This window comes from Vibrio nereis NBRC 15637, assembly GCF_001591105.1.
Classification (GTDB): domain Bacteria; phylum Pseudomonadota; class Gammaproteobacteria; order Enterobacterales; family Vibrionaceae; genus Vibrio; species Vibrio nereis.
Window position 1 is genome coordinate 1 of the sequence record NZ_BCUD01000010.1, and the last position, 16,083, is coordinate 16,083.

Annotated in this window: 18 protein-coding genes and 1 tRNA gene; 16 read left to right on the top strand and 3 right to left on the bottom strand. The window is 45.5% G+C overall.

Annotated elements, in window-relative coordinates; genetic code table 11:
• Positions 1–17 precede the first annotated feature (17 nt).
• Positions 18–93: transfer RNA gene (locus tag VNE01S_RS11810), tRNA-Gly, on the top strand.
• 556 nt (positions 94–649) lie between these two features.
• Here VNE01S_RS11810 and queG read toward each other — a convergent pair.
• Positions 650–1,768: a tRNA epoxyqueuosine(34) reductase QueG gene (gene queG / locus VNE01S_RS11815; RefSeq protein ID WP_053397162.1), complete on the bottom strand. Its 1,119-nt coding sequence runs from the start codon at positions 1,766–1,768 to the stop codon at positions 650–652.
• Between the two features lie 200 nt (positions 1,769–1,968).
• Between queG and tsaE the strand changes: the two genes are divergently transcribed.
• The 9 genes from tsaE to VNE01S_RS11860 all read left to right on the top strand — a co-directional run bounded on the left by tsaE (position 1,969) and on the right by VNE01S_RS11860 (position 11,359).
• On the top strand, positions 1,969–2,433 hold the full coding sequence (gene tsaE, locus VNE01S_RS11820; RefSeq protein WP_053397163.1) for a tRNA (adenosine(37)-N6)-threonylcarbamoyltransferase complex ATPase subunit type 1 TsaE: 465 nt from the start codon (positions 1,969–1,971) through the stop codon (positions 2,431–2,433).
• Entirely contained in the window at positions 2,427–4,154 is a 1,728-nt protein-coding gene (locus VNE01S_RS11825) for a LysM peptidoglycan-binding domain-containing protein (RefSeq protein WP_053397164.1), read from the top strand. Before tsaE ends, VNE01S_RS11825 begins: the two co-directional genes overlap by 7 nt.
• Positions 4,155–4,167: 13 nt before the next feature.
• Entirely contained in the window at positions 4,168–6,162 is a 1,995-nt protein-coding gene (mutL, locus tag VNE01S_RS11830; RefSeq protein WP_053397165.1) for a DNA mismatch repair endonuclease MutL, read from the top strand.
• Between the two features lie 2 nt (positions 6,163–6,164).
• Complete coding sequence (gene miaA, locus VNE01S_RS11835) at positions 6,165–7,112, top strand: tRNA (adenosine(37)-N6)-dimethylallyltransferase MiaA (RefSeq protein WP_053397166.1); 948 nt, start codon at positions 6,165–6,167, stop codon at positions 7,110–7,112.
• 184 nt (positions 7,113–7,296) lie between these two features.
• Positions 7,297–7,563 (top strand): RNA chaperone Hfq, encoded by a 267-nt coding sequence (gene hfq / locus VNE01S_RS11840; RefSeq protein ID WP_006957051.1) that lies wholly within the window; start codon positions 7,297–7,299, stop codon positions 7,561–7,563.
• Between the two features lie 44 nt (positions 7,564–7,607).
• Positions 7,608–8,897 (top strand): ribosome rescue GTPase HflX, encoded by a 1,290-nt coding sequence (hflX, locus tag VNE01S_RS11845; protein ID WP_053397167.1) that lies wholly within the window; start codon positions 7,608–7,610, stop codon positions 8,895–8,897.
• 45 nt (positions 8,898–8,942) lie between these two features.
• Positions 8,943–10,130: an FtsH protease activity modulator HflK gene (gene hflK / locus VNE01S_RS11850; protein ID WP_053397168.1), complete on the top strand. Its 1,188-nt coding sequence runs from the start codon at positions 8,943–8,945 to the stop codon at positions 10,128–10,130.
• A gap of 2 nt (positions 10,131–10,132) precedes the next feature.
• Complete coding sequence (gene hflC, locus VNE01S_RS11855; protein ID WP_053397169.1) at positions 10,133–11,113, top strand: protease modulator HflC; 981 nt, start codon at positions 10,133–10,135, stop codon at positions 11,111–11,113.
• A gap of 60 nt (positions 11,114–11,173) precedes the next feature.
• Positions 11,174–11,359, top strand: a complete 186-nt coding sequence (locus VNE01S_RS11860; protein ID WP_053397170.1) for a DUF2065 domain-containing protein — start codon at positions 11,174–11,176, stop codon at positions 11,357–11,359.
• A 25-nt stretch (positions 11,360–11,384) separates the two neighbouring features.
• Here the strand turns inward: VNE01S_RS11860 and VNE01S_RS11865 are convergent, their stop codons facing one another.
• Together VNE01S_RS11865 and VNE01S_RS11870 are read right to left on the bottom strand one after the other, a co-directional pair.
• Positions 11,385–11,612 (bottom strand): SlyX family protein, encoded by a 228-nt coding sequence (locus VNE01S_RS11865; RefSeq protein WP_053397171.1) that lies wholly within the window; start codon positions 11,610–11,612, stop codon positions 11,385–11,387.
• Between the two features lie 16 nt (positions 11,613–11,628).
• On the bottom strand, positions 11,629–12,609 hold the full coding sequence (locus VNE01S_RS11870) for a WD40 repeat domain-containing protein (protein WP_053397179.1): 981 nt from the start codon (positions 12,607–12,609) through the stop codon (positions 11,629–11,631).
• 132 nt (positions 12,610–12,741) lie between these two features.
• On the opposite strand from VNE01S_RS11870, the gene fkpA reads away from it, so the two are divergent.
• The 6 genes from fkpA to rpsL all read left to right on the top strand — a co-directional run bounded on the left by fkpA (position 12,742) and on the right by rpsL (position 16,015).
• Positions 12,742–13,527: an FKBP-type peptidyl-prolyl cis-trans isomerase gene (fkpA, locus tag VNE01S_RS11875; RefSeq protein WP_053397172.1), complete on the top strand. Its 786-nt coding sequence runs from the start codon at positions 12,742–12,744 to the stop codon at positions 13,525–13,527.
• Between the two features lie 184 nt (positions 13,528–13,711).
• A complete protein-coding gene (locus VNE01S_RS11880) occupies positions 13,712–14,434 on the top strand; it encodes a helix-turn-helix transcriptional regulator (protein WP_053397173.1) in 723 nt (240 codons plus the stop codon).
• Positions 14,431–14,826 (top strand): sulfurtransferase complex subunit TusD, encoded by a 396-nt coding sequence (gene tusD, locus VNE01S_RS11885; RefSeq protein WP_053397174.1) that lies wholly within the window; start codon positions 14,431–14,433, stop codon positions 14,824–14,826. The genes VNE01S_RS11880 and tusD overlap by 4 nt, the downstream gene beginning before the upstream one ends.
• Positions 14,823–15,179 (top strand): sulfurtransferase complex subunit TusC, encoded by a 357-nt coding sequence (gene tusC / locus VNE01S_RS11890; protein ID WP_053397175.1) that lies wholly within the window; start codon positions 14,823–14,825, stop codon positions 15,177–15,179. Before tusD ends, tusC begins: the two co-directional genes overlap by 4 nt.
• Before the next feature lie 12 nt (positions 15,180–15,191).
• Positions 15,192–15,467, top strand: coding sequence for a sulfurtransferase complex subunit TusB (gene tusB / locus VNE01S_RS11895; protein WP_053397176.1), 276 nt, complete (start codon positions 15,192–15,194; stop codon positions 15,465–15,467).
• A gap of 173 nt (positions 15,468–15,640) precedes the next feature.
• Positions 15,641–16,015: a 30S ribosomal protein S12 gene (rpsL, locus tag VNE01S_RS11900; RefSeq protein ID WP_004399892.1), complete on the top strand. Its 375-nt coding sequence runs from the start codon at positions 15,641–15,643 to the stop codon at positions 16,013–16,015.
• Positions 16,016–16,083 lie beyond the last annotated feature (68 nt).

The window sequence follows — 16,083 nt, forward strand, 5'->3', positions numbered from 1 at the left end:
TTTAACGATGACAATATGCGACACTAGCTCAGTTGGTAGAGCGCAACCTTGCCAAGGTTGAGGTCACGAGTTCGAACCTCGTGTGTCGCTCCAAACTCTTCTTCAAGTGAAATGTTCATTTGAATCGGTCACGATGACCACCGCTCTTTACTCTAATGCTGAGAAGCATCAAACCCAAAAATAACATAACTAGTCCTCCTGATTTCAGGCGGGCATTTTTATGTCTCTAATATCTATCCAGCACGGGATGTGCTCGTATTGATGAACGATGGTGAACGTATGTGAGCCAGGCTTCTTCATAACAATCAACAGACTTATCCACAAATTATTATATGTGGATAACTTAGTGGGTAACCTGATTTTACACACTGTATAAGCTTAGAATAGAAAGATCTTTTGGGAAATCATAGCTTTAAGAAAAGTACCCTTTCGGGCTCAAGTGTTTGTTTTTAATGCTTTTTTTGTTATTTATTGATGAGTCACTTAAAGTTTTTGACGATCATTAAGTAATTTTTCCTTGATCCTAGTCATTTGTTGTTGTTGTGATTAACTTCTTTGCCTATACCAAACCAAGTAATCTCGCAGTTTGTTTTCCACATTTTGGTTTTTAGAGCTGAATCAAACTTTGCAAAGCCGTGTAAGGCAGGATTTATGCATCTCTAGGCAATCCTTTTTGGACGATACGAATCAGCCTTTCTTGCTTGTTGGAAAGAGTTTGGTGCGGGATTTGAGATTGCTGCTGTTCGATAGCCCATTGGATATGTATGTCTAACACTTCACTTAACCCTTTCCTCGATTCTAAAGCGTCAACAATACTCTGTGAGTAGGGTGCATTACCCATGGCAATGGATAGGTTTCTCATCCACTGTAGGTGTCCAATACGCCTAATAGCCGAACCTTCCATGTTTTTAAGGAAGGCTTCTTCCTCCCACAGGAATAATGCAACTAAATCTGGATTGTTAAATGAGGCTCTGCGATGAAAATCGTTTTGTTCAGTGATTTCTGAGAATCGATTCCAAGGGCAGACGAGTTGGCAGTCATCGCAGCCGTATATACGATTCCCCATAGGTTTACGAAACTCTTCAGGGATCACGCCATCATATTCAATGGTCAGATAAGATATACAGCGTCTTGCATCCACAACACCATCTTCGACAATCGCTTGGGTAGGGCAAGATGTTATGCAAGCTTTGCATTTACCACAATCCCCTTGATGAGGCTCATCTATTGGTAGAGGAAGGTCAATTAATAACTCGCCGAGAAAAAACCAAGATCCGCAATCTTTATCTAAAATAAGGGAATGTTTCCCAGTCCAACCTAAACCAGCCTTCTGTGCCAAGGGGCGCTCTAAAATCGGGGCCGAATCGACAAATGGTCTATAGCCGAACTTGCCAACTTCTTGCTCTATCTTCTGACCGAGTTTCTTTAACTGGTTTCTAACGAGTTTGTGATAATCCCTGCCAAGTGCATAACGACTGATGTATGCCTGTGTGGGGGCGGACAGGTTGGAAGCAAACTGTGCTTCGGGGGGGAGGTAGTCCATGCGTGCACTAATGACACGGATAGTGCCTGGTAATAACTCTGCTGGTCGAGCGCGCATCATTCCGTGACGTGCCATCCAATCCATTTCACCGTGATAACCTGCATCTAGCCACTTTTGTAACGCGCCTTCATGTTCACTCAGGTCAACATCGCAGATCCCGACCTTCTGAAACCCGAGCTCTTGGGCCCAAAGTTTGATCTTGTTCGCAAGCTCTTGGTAGTTCATTCTGACGGCTCTGGTGAAATGGGTGGCGGATCTTAACGGATCTTATTGAACGGATCTAGCGGGTGTAAGCGACATTATTGTAAAGAAATTGCGGATTTTGGCTTTTACTTACACAACAGATCTTGTCTCTCAATTCCAACCCAGTTTACTATTCCTGTTCTTTTGAGTTTTATATAGTCACAGATTAGAGATTGATCTTCATGAGCACGAAACAATTTGCCCTTAAAGATGAGCAAGCAACGATTCAATTAGGGACCGCGCTAGCGCATATCTGCTCGCAGCAGACCACTATTTATCTACATGGAGATCTTGGCGCAGGAAAAACAACCTTTAGCCGAGGGTTCGTTCGCGCATTAGGGCATCAAGGCAATGTAAAAAGCCCAACCTATACATTGGTTGAACCTTATCAGCTCGAACAATGGCAAGTATATCACTTTGATTTGTATCGCTTGGCGGATCCTGAAGAGCTGGAGTTTATGGGTATCCGTGATTACTTTACCGCTGATGCCATTTGCTTAGTCGAGTGGCCAGAGAAGGGCGCAGGATTATTGCCAGCGGCGGATCTGGATATTGAGCTACGTTACAACGGTGAAGCGCGAGTCGTCCAACTCACTGCAAATAACGAATATGGTTGTCACTTACTTGAACAGTTGGAGCTATGTTAATCAGTAAACTGTTACGAGCTGCTTTGTCTTCTTTTCTTTTGGCTCTTTCACTTTTACCCACATTGGTTTTTGCGAATGCGCTAGAGGGTATCCGCGTATGGCCTTCGCCTGATGAAACACGTGTGGTTATAGACTTAGAATCCGAAGCCGACTACAGCTACTTTACGCTGAGCAGTCCGGAGCGTTTGGTGGTGGATTTAAAAAAGACCACCTTGAGCACCAAACTGCCGATAAAAGTTGGTGATAGCCCGGTTTTAACCAAGATTCGAAAAAGCTCTCCGCCAGAGAAAACGACGTACCGACTTGTTTTTGAAATTAAAAAGAAAGTTAGTGCGCAACTCTTTAAATTAGCCCCTACGCCGGGTGGTCAATATGGCCATCGATTAGTGATTGATTTGCCTCACGACAAGAGCTCTTCATCGGCTTCTAGCCCGAAAACTGACTCTTCTAATCAAGCGTCAGTAAGCCGAGATATTTCTCATTTGTTAGGAAACTCAGAGATTGTGGTCGCGATTGATGCGGGTCACGGTGGGGAAGACCCAGGCTCGATTGGCCCAACACGTAAGTATGAAAAACATGCGACCTTAGCGATTTCGAAAAAGCTTGCTGATCGAATTAATGCCGTTCCTGGTATGAAAGCCGTGTTGACTCGTCGCAGCGACTACTTTGTAAACCTCAATAAGCGTTCGGAGATTGCGCGTAAGAACAAAGCGCACTTACTGGTATCGATCCACGCTGATGCTTTCCGCTCACCAAAACCTCGAGGCGGCTCAGTATTTGTGCTGAATACCCGTCGTGCCAATACCGAAATCGGTCGTTGGGTGGAAAACCATGAGGCACAGTCACAGTTACTGGGTGGTGCGGGTGAAGTGTTGGCAAAGAACAACAAAGATAAAAATATAAGCCAGACTCTGTTGGATTTGCAATTTAGTCACTCGCAAAAAGAAGGCTACAAAGTGGCTAGCAAAATACTGCGAGAGATGTCGCGTTCAGGGATCTACTTACATAAAAAAGAGCCAGTCAATGCAAGCTTAGCGGTACTGAAGTCACCGGATATTCCGTCTGTTCTGGTTGAAACTGGCTTTATTTCAAACCCAACCGAAGAACGGTTACTGTTCCAACGTCGTCACCAAGACAAGTTGGCACGCTCTTTATCGAAAGCGATCGTTCAGTACTTTGAAGCGAATCCGCCTGAAGGCACTATGTTTGCGAATCGCGGCAAGGCAATCAAACATAAAGTCTCCCGAGGCGAAGCTCTGTCGTTGATTGCTAAGAAGTACGGAACCACGACAAAAGCGATTATGCAGGCCAATAAGCTGAAAAACAGCCGCATTGCTATTGGCCAAGTACTGACCATACCGGGGGCGAATGCTCACCTAGCCGCGTCGAAGCCGGTCAGTAAGGTAGAGAGAACAACGGTTGTACACAAAGTTCAGCGCGGCGAGTATTTAGGAAAAATAGCGGCTCGCTATAGCGTGTCAGTTTCTGATATTAAGCGAGACAACAAGCTTAAGTCAGACACCCTAAAGTTGGGTCAGAAACTGAAGATAACCGTGACTCAAAAAGCGAAACCAGAACGTAAACACAAAGTAGAGCGTGGTGAATTCCTTGGTAAGATTGCAAACAAGTACAATGTCAGTGTACGCAGTCTTCGTGAGGCCAATAACCTTAGAACCGATACACTATCGGTTGGACAAGTTCTGATCATTCCTACGAATTAAGTGTGATAGCAGTATGACGATTAAGATTTTGCCAGCAAGGCTAGCCAACCAAATTGCTGCAGGGGAGGTGGTCGAAAGACCTGCCTCTGTAGTGAAAGAACTGGTTGAGAATAGCTTGGACTCAGGAGCCACTCGGATCGATATCGATATCGAGAAAGGCGGTGCGAAGCTCATCCGAGTCAGAGATAACGGCAAAGGCATTGTGAAGGGTGAATTGGGTTTAGCCTTAAGTCGTCATGCTACGTCAAAAATACACACCTTAGATGATCTTGAAGCCATCATCAGTCTTGGCTTTCGTGGCGAGGCTTTAGCGAGTATCAGCTCTGTCTCTCGTTTAACCATCACGTCTCGCCCAGCAACGCAGGATCAAGCTTGGTCTGCGTATAGTGAAGGCAGGGAAATGGCAGTCAAGTTACAGCCGACTGCGCACCCTATTGGTACCTCGGTCGAAGTCTTGGATCTGTTTTTTAATACGCCAGCAAGGCGTAAGTTTCTGCGGACTGAAAAAACAGAATTTAGCCACATTGATGAGCTGCTAAAGCGCATTGCGCTCAGTCGTTTTGATGTCACCATTAACCTTCGCCACAATGGAAAGTTAGTGAAGCAGTATCGGGCAGCAAAAACCGAAGCACAGCTTGAAAAGCGTATCGCGTCGGTATGCGGGAATAACTTTGTCCGACATATGCTGAAGATTGAACTAGAGCATCAAGGGCTTAAATTACACGGTTGGATAACCACGCCTGAAGGGGCAAGGCAGCAGAGCGATTTGCAATATTGTTATGTGAATGGCCGTATGATGCGCGACAAATTGATCAATCATGCGATTCGTCAAAGTTATGAAACCAGCTTGCGCCCGGATCAATTTGCCACTTATGTGCTTTTCATTGAACTGGATCCTCATCAGGTTGATGTCAATGTTCATCCGGCAAAACACGAAGTGCGTTTCCACCAAGCTCGTCTTGTACATGACTTTATCTATCAAGCATTGAGCGATGGTCTAGCGCAGAGTGCGCATATCGACAAACCGGAGATCAAGCCATCTGCTTTTCACATGGAAGGTGAAGAAAAGCCTCCTGTAGACAAAGAAGCAAGTACGGGGGTGAAAGCTGAAGAGGCTGCAGTACCTAAGCGCGTCTATCAAGCGATAGAGCGAACGCCTGATTACCCACGTAAGCAAGGGGGAGGCTTTGAGCCATCTTCGCACGCAGACACACAGTTAAGAGAAGCGCCAAGTCGAAGCGAATGGGTCGAGTCACGCACAACTGCTTCGCCCAAACAGCAGCAAAGATACAGTGATCCCGCACCGAGCAAACAAGAAGTAAAAGCTTACCGAGAGTTAATGCAAACCTCCGAGCTTGAACATGCAGGTGAAGTGACGCCTTCTTCAGCAAGCAACGAGACGCAACAAAGTCGCGGCAGCAAAGGTAATGAGTTTGACCAGCCAATCGAAAGTCTGGGCAAAGCGATTTGTATGGTTCAAGGCCAATACTTGATGACGGCAGACAAGCACGGCGCCAGATTAGTTTCACTAATCAAAGCTGAATGGTTACGGACTGTGGGGCAACTCTTACCACGGGAAAGCAACCTGAAATCACAACCCTTACTGGTCCCGTTATCGCTGAAGCTGGATGAAACCCAAGTCTCAACCGCAACTCAGCTTCAGTCTCTGCTCATGACCATGGGCATAGAACTCAAACAGCGCTCAAGTACCTCATTGATGGTGATGGGAGTGCCTCAACCACTTAGGCAGCAAAATCTACAGCAATTAATACCAGATCTGTTATCTTACGCCGCCTCTAATTCAGAAAGTGAAGTGAACTTTTCATCTCGCCAGTTATCACATTGGTTAGCTGCTCAGGTGGCACCAGTGAAAAGCGACTACACTTTGTCGGAAGCTATTCAAATCATCTCAGAAGTTGAGCAGCTATGGCAGGGAGAGCTCCCACTTCATGATAAGAATTTTGTACGGCCTGTCGACTTCACTGCAACACTCGCAGCACTGAAATAATTATGAAAAAAGAATTACCGTTGGCTCTATTTTTAATGGGGCCTACTGCATCAGGAAAAACTGAGCTGGCTATCCGATTACGTCAGAAATACCCGGTGGAAATCATTTCTGTAGACTCAGCTTTGATCTACAAGGGTATGGACATCGGTACGGCTAAGCCAGATGCACAAGAACAAGCATTAGCGCCACACCGATTGATCGATATTCTGGACCCTAGTGAAGCGTACTCAGCGGCAGACTTCCGTCGCGATGCGCTCAACGAAATGAATAAGATCGCGGCAGAAGGCAAGATCCCACTTTTAGTCGGCGGGACGATGCTCTATTACAAAGCGTTATTAGAAGGTTTATCACCGTTACCTGCAGCAAACCCTGAGGTGCGTCAGCAAATTGAGCAAGAAGCATTGACTCACGGCTGGGACGTGCTGCACGATCAGCTGAAATTGATTGATCCTGTTTCAGCAGAAAGAATTCACCCGAACGATCCACAAAGATTGTCAAGAGCATTGGAAGTTTATCGTATTTCGGGTAAAACATTGACTGAGCTGACTCAGACTAAAGGAGAGGCATTACCTTTTAGAGTCAAACAGTTTGCTATAGCTCCCAAGGAAAGGGCTGAACTCCACCGTCGTATCGAATTACGTTTCGAAAAAATGATGGCTGCGGGATTTGAAGGTGAGATGAAAGCGTTGTTTGCGCGAGAAGACCTTCACCCAGATTTGCCATCGATTCGTTGTGTTGGATATCGACAGATGTGGGAATATTTGGAAGGTAATTGCACATTAGATGACGCGATATTTAAAGGCATCTGTGCAACCCGCCAATTGGCCAAGCGACAAATTACCTGGTTGCGCAGCTGGGATAATTTAACTTGGTTAGATAGCGAGAACATTGACGAGGCGTTTGAAACGGTATCGAATGCAATAGCATCCGCAGGTTTTAGCCGTGTATAATGTGATCGCTTTTGCGTGAATGTACCCTGTAAAGGATCTGTTACTTGAAATTTCGATTCAAAGTCGTCATAACAGGTAGGGGCAGGGTGTTTTTTATTCGTTTAGCTCAGATGCAAAAGCCGCACCTTGATGCAGCACCACTAGCTAAATAACTAAAACAAAATTACAAAATAAGGAAAATAAAATGGCTAAGGGGCAATCTCTACAAGACCCATTCTTAAATGCATTACGTCGTGAACGTATTCCAGTATCTATCTACCTTGTAAACGGAATTAAACTACAAGGTCAGATCGAGTCTTTCGACCAGTTTGTTATTCTGCTGAAAAACACGGTTAACCAAATGGTGTACAAGCACGCGATTTCTACTGTCGTGCCAGCTCGTCCAGTGAGCCACCACAGCGGTGAGCGTCCTCAAGGTGGTGAGCGTCAGCAGGAGAAATCAGAAGATTAATTTTCTGAACAGTAACATTACTAAAAAATTAAGGAGTTGGTTGCTTGTTTGACCGTTATGAAGCCGGTGAGCGAGCCGTACTTGTTCATATCAACTTCACGCAAGATGGGGAGTGGGAAGATCTCAACGAATTTGAAATGTTGGTATCTTCAGCTGGTGTTTCTACGTTACAAGTCGTAACCGGGAGCCGCCAGTCACCACACCCCAAATACTATGTCGGAGAGGGTAAAGCCCAAGAAATTGCACACGTCGTGCAGTCAACTGAGGCTGACATCGTGATTTTTAATCACTCCCTCTCTCCTGCCCAAGAACGTAACCTCGAACAGCTATGCCAATGTCGTGTATTGGACCGTACAGGCCTAATCCTCGATATATTTGCTCAGCGAGCCCGTACGCATGAAGGTAAATTACAAGTTGAGCTAGCTCAGCTTCGTCATATTTCCACCCGACTGATCCGGGGTTGGACTCACCTTGAAAGACAAAAAGGTGGTATCGGTTTACGTGGTCCAGGTGAAACTCAGTTAGAAACTGACCGACGTTTATTGCGTGATCGTATTAAAGCTATTTTGCGCCGCTTAGATAAAGTTGCCAAGCAGCGTGAACAAGGTCGCCGTGCTCGAAATCGAGCGGAAATCCCTACGGTTTCCTTAGTTGGTTATACCAACGCAGGGAAATCAACGTTGTTCAACCGAATTACAGAAGCAGGCGTTTATGCTGCCGACCAACTGTTTGCGACACTGGATCCTACTTTACGTAAGATTGAGTTAGCCGATGTTGGCCCTGCAATCTTGGCAGATACCGTCGGATTTATTCGTCACCTGCCACACGATTTGGTTGCTGCGTTTAAAGCAACACTTCAAGAAACGCAAGAAGCTGACATTTTGTTACATGTTGTTGATGCCAGTGATGAGCGTTTTCGTGAGAATATTCAAGCCGTTCATGATGTCTTAGCAGAGATTGATGCCGATGAGGTGCCTGCTTTAGTCGTGATGAACAAGATCGATAATCTCGATGGTCAGAAACCTCGTATAGAAAGAGACGACGAAGGTGTCCCTCAAGCTGTATGGGTGTCTGCAATGGAAGGTCAAGGTATTGATCTTTTATTTGAAGCGCTGACTGAACGTTTAGCAAGTCAGATGGTTCAGCACCAATTGCGAATTCCTCCACAGCATCAAGGGCGGCTTCGCAGTATATTCTTCCAAATGAAATGTATTCAGCAGGAAGAGTATGATCAAGATGGTAACTTGTTGATAAATGTTCGCATGCAACAAGTGGATTGGTCTAGACTTGAAAAAAGAGAAGAGGCAGATTTACGTGGCTTTATAGTTACTTAAATGACTGCTACAGTATAACGTCATATCAAATGATGGAGCTTTCTAATGGCGTGGAATGAGCCTGGTAATAACAACGGCAACAATGGCCGCGATAATGACCCGTGGGGTAATAATAATCGCGGTAACAAAGGTGGCCGTGATCAAGGACCGCCAGACTTGGACGAAGTATTTAACAAACTGAGTCAGAAACTGGGTGGAAAGTTTGGTGGTGGTAAAGGTGGCAAAGGCCCTTCTATCGGCGGAGGCGGTGCACTAGGTATTGGTGTAATCGCAGCTATCGCTATAGCAATTTGGGTATTTGCTGGCTTTTACACCATCGGTGAAGCGGAACGTGGTGTCGTTCTACGACTAGGTAAATACGACAGAGTGGTCGATCCTGGTCTGAACTGGCGTCCACGCTTTATTGACGAAGTAACCCCTGTCAATGTACAGGCAATTCGTTCTCTACGTTCATCGGGTCTCATGCTGACTAAAGATGAGAACGTAGTGACCGTTGCTATGGATGTTCAGTACCGCGTTGCTGACCCGTACAAATACCTATTCCGTGTAACGAATGCTGATGATAGCTTACGCCAAGCAACGGATTCAGCTCTTCGTGCAGTAATCGGTGACTCTTTGATGGACAGTATTCTGACCAGTGGTCGTTTGTCGATTCGTCAAAATACTCAGGTGACACTAGAAGATATCGTTAATAACTATGACATGGGTATCGAAGTCGTTGCGGTCAACTTTGAAGATGCTCGCCCGCCGGAAGAAGTGAAAGATGCGTTTGATGATGCCACAGCATCACGTGAGGATGCGCAAAGGTTCAAACGTGAAGCTGAAGCGTACCAAAACGACATTATTCCTAAAGCCAAAGGTCGTGCGGAGCGTTTGCTGAAGGAAGCACAAGGTTATAGCGAACGAGTAATCAATGGTGCATTGGGTGAAGTAGCTCAGTTTGAGAAACTGCTACCAGAATATCAAGCCGCGCCAGAGGTAACACGTAATCGTCTTTACTTAGATACGATGGAAAAAGTGTACACCAATAGCTCAAAAGTACTGATTGATTCGGAGTCGAGTGGCAACCTGTTGTATTTACCGATTGATAAACTCACAGGCAGCCAAAGTGGAACCAAAAATAACACTGTGACAGAAACGTCTACGTATGATCGGATCGAGTTGGAACCACACACTAGTAGCCAGAGCACTGATTCGGGCTCACGTTCTACTTCACGTCAAGGGAGATACTAATAATGCGTAAGTTAATGATCCCTGTATTGGTAGTCGCATTGGCGCTGATGCTTATGTCGCTATTCGTGATTCCTGAAGGAGAGCGTGGCATCGTAATTCGATTTGGTCGTGTGTTGAAAGACAACAATGAAATCGCACGTATTTACGAGCCAGGCCTGCATTTTAAAATGCCGTTGTTTGACCGCGTGAAAACACTAGATGCGCGTATTCAGACCATGGATGGCCGTTCAGACCGTTTCGTAACGTCGGAGAAAAAAGACGTGATCATCGATTCGTACGTCAAATGGCGCATCGAAGACTTTGGTCAGTACTACCTAGCGACGGGTGGTGGTAACTCTGCAACAGCACAGACACTTCTGAGCCGTAAAGTAACTGACGTCCTTCGTTCTGAGATCGGTTCTCGCGAAATCAAGCAGATCGTATCTGGTCCGCGCAATGACGATATTCTGCCGGACAGCGCGGATAGCGATGTAGTTACGACTGAAGCCGCGAAAGAAGCGTTAGAAGTCGACGGTGAGCGCGATATCATCATGAAGAACGTATTGAATGATACGCGTAAAGATGCAATGGAAGATCTAGGTATCCATGTCTTTGACTTCCGTATGAAGAAAATCAACCTTCCAGACAGCATCAGTAAGTCAATCTATGACCGTATGAGAGCTGAACGTGAATCAGTTGCAAGGCAGTTCCGTTCACAGGGCCGAGAGCAAGCGGAAATTATTCGTGCGCAAGCGGAACTGGAAGTGGCGACTATTCTGGCGGAAGCGGATAAAACCGCTCGTGTAACTCGAGGTGGTGCGGATGCGGAAGCGGCGAGTATCTACGCGAAAGCTTTCAATAAGGATCCTGAGTTCTTTGGCTTTATCCGTTCATTGCGAGCTTACCAGTCATCGTTTAAAGACAAGAGTGATATTTTGGTACTTGACCCGAACAGTGAGTTCTTTAAATACATGAACCAGTCTTCGGGCGAAAGCGCTAAATAATTGCACACTATTGTATAAAGGCTCCCTTGCGGAGCCTTTATTTTTTATTGGAATAAGAATATGTCTAATTCACTTTGGGTGGCGCTTGGTTTAGTTCTGATTGTCGAAGGACTCGGGCCGTTAATTGCGCCGAATGGCTGGCGTAGAATGGTCGCAGAATTGAGTCAACAACCGGATAATCAATTAAGGCGAATTGGCGGCTGTCTTGTGGTTGCGGGTGCGGTGATTGCTTACGTCTTTAGCTAATTAAATGCACCGCACGCTACTTATCTTAATAGTGGGGCGGAGGTGTTTCTTCTGATGGATCGGCTAAGTTGGACGAATCCATATTCTTAACTTTGCCAACCACATATTTCATTTGATCCTGCATTTTCGTGATCAGCAGTTGCTGCTGACTTAATGCATCGTTGAGTGAATCAATCGTCTGTTCCTGAAACGCTAGCTGACACTCTAAGTCGTTGATGCGGTTTTCCAACTGTTCAATGTATTGTTCGTTCATATCAGGTCAACAGCCTCTAATAATCTACTTGCCAAGCTTGAGCGATCCCAGCTGATGTTGCAGAGACCACACGGTTTTGATTGTCAAAAGCAGCATCATACACGACCGCACGGGGAGGGCGAGTATCTTTTAATGGCTCAGCCTCAAATCCATCCACTCGTTTCCCACTTCCCACATCCCAAACCATGATTCGGCTTGATGGCGTACCGGTAACTAAATATTTACCGTCGTCAGAAAAGCGAGCGGTGGAAAAAATCAGTTGGCGTGAGAAGCTACTCAGCTCTGAAACCATTTCTCCTGTCTCTAAATCCCATACTCTGGCTTGATTGCCACCATCAGAGGTGAAGGCGTACTTTCCGTCGCGGTGGAGTGCGACCCGGTTGATGCGTTGCTCATGTTCAAACGTCTTAAGTATTTGTCCCGTCTCAGTGTTCCACAGGTAGGCGATATAATCGTTGCCACCTGATAACGCATAGCGACCATTGGGTGATATCGCAACAGAGTTGACTTTTTCATTATGGGCAAGGAACTCTAAACGACGACCAGTGACTAAGTGAACATAGATCGTTTTGCCATTCGAAAGACCAAGTAACACTTGCTCGCCATTATTGGTAATGTCGATATCACGGATAAGGCCATCTGAAATAGACCATAATCCCTTAGCCTGCGCCCAGGCTAAGTCCCATACGGCAAAGTTCATTTGTGTTGCAGTGACGGCAAAGCGACTATTATCTGATATGCGGATGTGGGATACCGTATTAGCTTGAGGGTCTTGAGCACCGAGTGACGCCAGTTTTTGGTTGTCATACAGATCCCAAAGTACGAGCTGGTGCTCTTTGGAGTAGAGAAGGGCAAAGCGAGCATCTCGGCTTAAAGCGAAACTGGTCGAGCCGTGCGGCTCTAAATTCCAACGCTGTTGATCACTGGTGGAGAAAAAGCATCCATTTAACGTGGTGATGACAATCGTTATAAGTAGAGTGTTAAAAATTATTCGTATCAAGTCCAATTATCCACTTGGTTTACGTTTATTTCATACGCATATTGGTTATATTGGTACAACATGCAAATGCGCACCAGTCTTTCTTAAAGATTTGTGCACAAAGACAAAATGTCTCAATTGGAGAGTTCAATGAAATCATTTTTTAAAGTGTCACTGCTTGCAGCAACTGTTGCACTAGCTGCTGGCTGCCAAAAGGAAGAAGAGCCTAAAACAGAAGCTGCACCAGCGGCAGAAGCCGTACAAGCTGAGACTGGCAAAGCGGTTCACTTTAAAACCGAAGATGACAAAGCAGCATACGCAATCGGTGTTTCTTTTGCTAACTACTTGAATACGAGCTTAGATAAGCCAAATGAAATTGGCATCACTCTAAACAAAGACCTAGTGCTTAAAGGTATTGAGCATGTATTTGCTGGTAACCCTGAGCTGAATGAAGAAGAAACTCGCGCGGCGTTGGAAGCATTAGACAAGCGTGTAGCGGAAACCATGCAAAAGCAAGCGGCTGAAAAAGCAGAAGCGGCTAAGAAAGCGGGTGATGAGTTCCGCGCTGAGTTCGAAAAGCAAGAAGGCGTAAAGAAGACTGAATCTGGTCTTCTATACCAAGTGATGACGTCAACTGAAGGTGAAATGCCGAAAGATACAGATACAGTTCAAGTGCACTACAAAGGCACGTTGACTGATGGCACACAATTCGACAGCTCTTACGACCGTGGTGAACCAGCAACATTCCCACTTAACCGCGTAATTCCAGGCTGGACGGAGGGCGTTCAGCTAATGCCTGTAGGCTCTAAGTTTAAGTTTGTTATCCCACCAGAGCTTGCATATGGTGAACAAGACACGCCGACAATTCCTGCCAACTCGACGTTAGTCTTTGAAGTGGAATTGCTAAAAATTGAAAGTGCAGAAGAGACTAAATAATAATTAGTAACCGACTTTTACTACACAAGGCCTGGCTTATGCTGGGCCTTTTTAGTTGTCTGGCACGAAATTAGGTGTGAATTATTTGTTCTAAATCACTAGATGACTGCTTAGCTAGGTGTTCTCATCAAAAATTCTGATAAACTTACACTAATTTGTTGATTTTTCGCTCGAAGGCTTAAACGTGACAACTACAGAAACAGTAAACACGGATATGTTGCTCGAAATGGAATCTGTTAATGTGATGCCATTTAGCGAGCACGATAAAATAATTCTAAGATCATACGAAGCAGTTGTGGATGGTATCGCAAGCCTGATTGGCCCTTTCTGCGAGATTGTCCTTCACTCCTTAGAAGACCTAAATACCTCTGCGATCAAAATCGCTAATGGTGAAAACACTGGTCGTCAGGTGGGTTCTCCGATCACCGATCTTGCACTAAAAATGCTTAAAGATATTGAAGGTTCGGAACGTAACTTTTCTCGTTCTTATTTCACGCGCGCCAAAGGTGGCGTGTTGATGAAGTCGATCACGGTTGCTATTCGCAATGGTGAAAATCGCGTGATCGGGTTATTGTGTATTAACGTCAACCTTGACGCACCCTTCTCTCAAGTCTTGCAGTCTTTCATGCCTACGGAAGAAGCAAAACAAGCGGCCTCATCGGTTAACTTTGCCAGTGACGTAGAGGAGCTGGTGGACCAGACTGTAGAACGCACCATTGAAGAGATCAACGCGGATAAATCCGTATCCAACAATACTAAAAACCGTCAGATCGTTATGGAGCTGTATGACAAGGGGATCTTTGATATTAAAGATGCCATCAACCGCGTGGCAGAACGTTTAAACATATCGAAACACACTGTGTACCTTTATATTCGTCAGCGTAAAACTGAGGACGAAGAAAGTTGAGTCAATTAACTTACACCTTAGTCGTGAATGGTTCGATTTACGGCAGCCAATCTGCACGCAGTGCGTATCAGTTTGCTCAAGCGGTGCTAGAAGAAGGTCATAAGCTGGTCAGCGTGTTCTTTTATCAAGATGGCGTAACCAATGGCAGTGCGTTAACGGTGCCTGCTAATGATGAGTTTGACTTAGGTAAAGCTTGGCAGAGTTTGGCGCAGGAACATCAAGTTCGTTTAGAAACCTGTGTCGCAGCGGCGTTGCGTCGTGGCATTGTTAGCGAAGATGAAGCCAGTCAACATGGTTTGGTTCAAAGTAATCTTGCCGAAAACTTTACTCAAGCAGGCCTAGGTAGCTTAGCCGAAGCGATGCTAATGCAAGACAGAGTGGTGCAGTTTTGAGTCAGTTAACTTATCTATTTCGCAGCGCGCCACACGGCAGTGCAGCGGGTCGTGAAGGTGTGGATGCGCTGCTCGCGGCCTCTGCGTATTGCGAAGATATCAGCGTGATATTTTTGGGTGATGGTGTTTATCAGCTGCTAAGTGGGCAGCAGCCTCAATCGATTCTCAGTAAAGATTACGCACCGATGCTGAAACTGTTTGACCTCTACGATATCGAGCAGGTCTACGTGTGCCATTCTTCGTTGGCCGAGAGAGGCTTGGCTCAAGCCGACTTAATTATTGATGCCGAAATGTTGGATGTAGACCAAGTACAAGCTAAGCTACATCAAGCCAGCAAGCTGTTATCATTTTAAGGAATACAGTCGATGTTACATATCGTCAAATCCCCTTGCGTATTAGAAGAACTTAACACCGTCGTTGATGTGTCAGATGACGTTCTTTTGATTGAGGGCGCCGTGTATGCAGCCAATCCCCAACACAGAGACTTCGCAAAAGTGAAAGGGCTGAACGTTTCAGCACTTATCAACGACTTGGACGCGAGAGGCATCGCAAATCGAGTGAGTCCCTCGGTCTCAGTGCTGGACTATCGTGGTTTTGTTTCGTTGACAGTGAAGCATTCGAGTTCGTTGACTTGGGGGTAGTTTTTCTCCGTCCTTTCTCCTTTACGGTTGAATCACCCTATTGAACAAAAAAGATCCGTTTATTCCTTGACACACCTCTCACTGCTGCATAGAATTTTGCGTCCCTAACTGCAATGGCGGCTAGGGATAGATTTTTCACAAAGCTTACTTTTAAGTAATTCAGGAGCTAGTTAATGGCAACTATTAACCAGTTGGTACGTAAGCCTCGTGCAAAGCAAGTTGTTAAAAGCAACGTGCCTGCACTAGAAGCGTGCCCACAAAAACGTGGTGTATGTACTCGTGTTTACACTACTACACCTAAAAAACCTAACTCAGCACTTCGTAAAGTTTGTCGTGTACGTCTGACAAACGGCTTCGAAGTTACATCGTACATCGGCGGTGAAGGTCACAACCTTCAAGAGCACTCAGTTGTTCTAATCCGTGGTGGTCGTGTTAAAGACCTTCCAGGTGTGCGTTACCACACTGTTCGCGGCGCACTAGACTGTGCTGGCGTAAATGACCGTAAACAAGGTCGTTCTAAGTACGGTGTGAAGCGTCCTAAGTCTTAATGGATTCCGTTAAGTAAGGCCAAACACTAAATTAATTTGTAATTTTGAAGAAACTGAAAAGTTTTGGA